This window comes from Streptomyces griseorubiginosus (assembly GCF_017614965.1).
In the GTDB taxonomy this organism is placed as follows: domain Bacteria; phylum Actinomycetota; class Actinomycetes; order Streptomycetales; family Streptomycetaceae; genus Streptomyces; species Streptomyces griseorubiginosus_B.
Map to the genome: position 1 here is coordinate 1 of NZ_WVUG01000555.1, position 2,569 is coordinate 2,569.

Annotated in this window: 1 protein-coding gene and 1 pseudogene; both read left to right on the forward strand. The window is 74.5% G+C overall.

Annotated features, from left to right (window positions below; genetic code table 11):
• Window positions 1–18: 18 nt before the first annotated feature.
• Window positions 19–1,308, forward strand: a pseudogene (locus tag GRC12_RS43520) (SUKH-4 family immunity protein); the annotation flags it as partial.
• Window positions 1,309–1,541: 233 nt separating this feature from the next.
• Window positions 1,542–2,429, forward strand: coding sequence for a cellulose-binding protein (locus tag GRC12_RS43525; protein WP_208785965.1), 888 nt, complete (start codon window positions 1,542–1,544; stop codon window positions 2,427–2,429).
• Window positions 2,430–2,569: the final 140 nt, after the last annotated feature.

The window sequence follows — 2,569 nt, forward strand, 5'->3', positions numbered from 1 at the left end:
GTCTCCGCGTGGTGAACGGCCCCGGGCGCGCACGGTTCTGCAGGAGGCGCGCCCGGGGCCGTTCACCACGCGGAGACCGTGTTGGCCGCGCCGCCTGTGAATGGTCCCGGCGCTCCGCCGGTGGGTGGTCCCAGTGCACCGGGCGTGGGTGGCCCCGGTGTGCCTCCGCCGCCGCAAGCCCCCGGCGCGCTCGGTGCTCCGGGCGCCCCCGGTGTGGCTCCCGGGGCTCCCCTGGGCCCGGGTGCGCCGCAGCCGCCCATGCCGCCGGGGCCCGGTGGGATGCCGGTGCCGGGGCAGCCGTCGGGATACGGGTATCCGCAGCAGCCTGCGGGGCAGCCGACCGTCGGTCCCGGGTATCAGGCCGTTCTTCGGTACCGGGCGCAGGACGGTTCCGAGCAGCAGGTGATCCGGCGGTCCGCGCCGGGGACCCCGCACCCGGAGTGGCAGATCTTCCACGAGCTGCGCGGTATGAACGTGCCGCCGGACCAGGTGCTGGAACTGCACACGGAGTTGGAGTCCTGCGAGCTGCCGGGTGCGTACTGCGCGCGGATGATCCGGGAGCAGTGGCCGCAGGCGCGGATCACCAGCATCGCGCCCTACGGCACCGATCACGCGAGCCGGCAGCAGGGCATGCGGCAACTGCTCGCGCATCAGGGAGAGTTGCACCAGGTGGCGGACGGGCCGGCGCGCCCCGCGCCGGTGCGCGCGCCGTTGCCGCCGGTGCAGGCGGCGCCGCCGGTGCCGCCGGAGGCCGTGGCGCAGGAGCTCGCGGCGGCGTTCGGGCCGGGCGTTTTCCGGTTCGAGCAGGCCGCGGTCTCCCGGCAGGGCGTGCCGCCGATCGTGGCGCAGTCGCTGGTGACGGCGGGACTGCCGCTGGACATGGGCCCGTTCTTCTGGGCGCAGGCCCAGCCGGGTCGGCCGGTGCCGACGCTCGCCGAACTGGCGCAGGAGCGCGGTGTGCAGCCGGCGTCGGACGCGGCCTCGTACCTCGTGATGGGCAGCGACTTCGGCAAGGCGCTGTGCGTGCAGTACGGCACGGCGAACATCGTGGCCGTCCCTGTGGAGGCCGGGCCCGGCGGTGCTCCGGTGCCGCCGCAGTTCGTGAACACGGGGCTGCCCGAGTTCCAGCGCTGCCTGGCGCTGCTCGGCCGGATGTGGCGGCTGCGGTTCGGTCTCAACCAGGAGCAGGCGGGCCGCTGGACCGTCGACTTCCAGGCCCAGCTGGCCTCCCTCGACCCGGCGGCGCTCGGGTCGCCGGAGAGCTGGTGGTCGGTGCTGCTGGAGCAGATGTGGGACGGCTTGTTGTGACACCGACGTCCCCCTGACGCAAGAGACCCCTCGTGGCGGGCAGGAGACCCCTCGAGGGCGCAAGGGACCCTTCGGGCCGGGCCCGGTCATCGTGACCGGGCCCGGCCCTTTTGTGTGCGCGTTCCGACCGCGATCCGTGTGCGGAGTGTCGGGTTATGAACACTTACGTCCGATACATCAAGATGTGCGCGAAATCATCATTTCGCGTCCGTTCGGCGGAGAGGGGTTCCAGGATGAGCAGCGCATCGGTCTCGGCCCACGGCTTCGGGGTCGTACGGGGGCGCGGTTACCGGCCCGACCAGGTCGACGCGTACACCGCCGCTCTCTCCGGCGACCGGGACGCCGCGTGGGAGAGGGCCGCCCGGCTCACCGTGCTCGCCAGGGAGATGGAGGAGGAGGCGGAGGACCTGCGGGAGACCGTGGCGCACCTCTCGCCGCAGACGTACGAGACGCTCGGCGAGGGCGCGCGGCGGCTGTTCCAGTTCGTGGAGGAGGAGGCCGCCGCCGTGCGGGAGCGCGCGCGGCAGGAGGCGCAGCGCCTCGTGGAGACGGCGCAGGCGCGCGCGGACGGCGTGCGCGACGCGGCACAGGCGCGCGCCGACGCCGTACGCGCCGAGGCCGAGGAGCGCGCCCGGCAGCGGCTGCTCGCGGCGCAGGCCGAGGCCGACGAGATCCGGATCTCCGCCCGGCGCGCGGTGAAGGAGGGACGGGGTGAGGCCCTGGGGGTGCTCCGGGAGGCGCGCGAACGCACCTCCGGGATGCTCGCCGAGCAGGCCGAGGAGTTCGCCGAGCGGTTGGCCGAACTGGAGCGGGCCGAGGCCGAACGGGTGGCCGCGGTCGACGCACGGGAGGCCGAACGGGTGGCGCGGGCGGAGGAAGCGCTGGCCGAGGCGGAACGGGAGTTCCGTGAGGCCGAGGAGGCCGCGCTGCGGTGTCAGGAGGAGGCCCGGGTGCGGGCGGCGGAGATCCTCGCGGAGGCGCGGGCCGGTGAGGAGCAGATCACCCGGGACACCGAACGGCTGCTGCGCGAGCACGCGGAGCGGTGGGACGACGTGCAGGCGCAGATGGACAACGTACGCAGCAGCCTCACGGCGTTGACGGGGTCCGCCTCGGGGGAGTGACGCGCACGGGACCGGCGCCGGGCCGGAGTCGCCGCTTGCCGGCGTCTCCTCACCGCCCGCGTCGCCCTCGTCGCCCTGCTCCCACTCGGGCTTGCGGGCGTGCTTGGGCAGCATGAAGGTGAGCAGGAAGCCGAGGCCGA

What these genes read in the sequence shown, in the direction of transcription:
- GRC12_RS43525 (WP_208785965.1), top strand. Translation starts at nt 1,542, where the DNA reads ATGAGCAGCGCATCGGTCTCGGCCCACGGCTTCGGGGTCGTACGGGGG.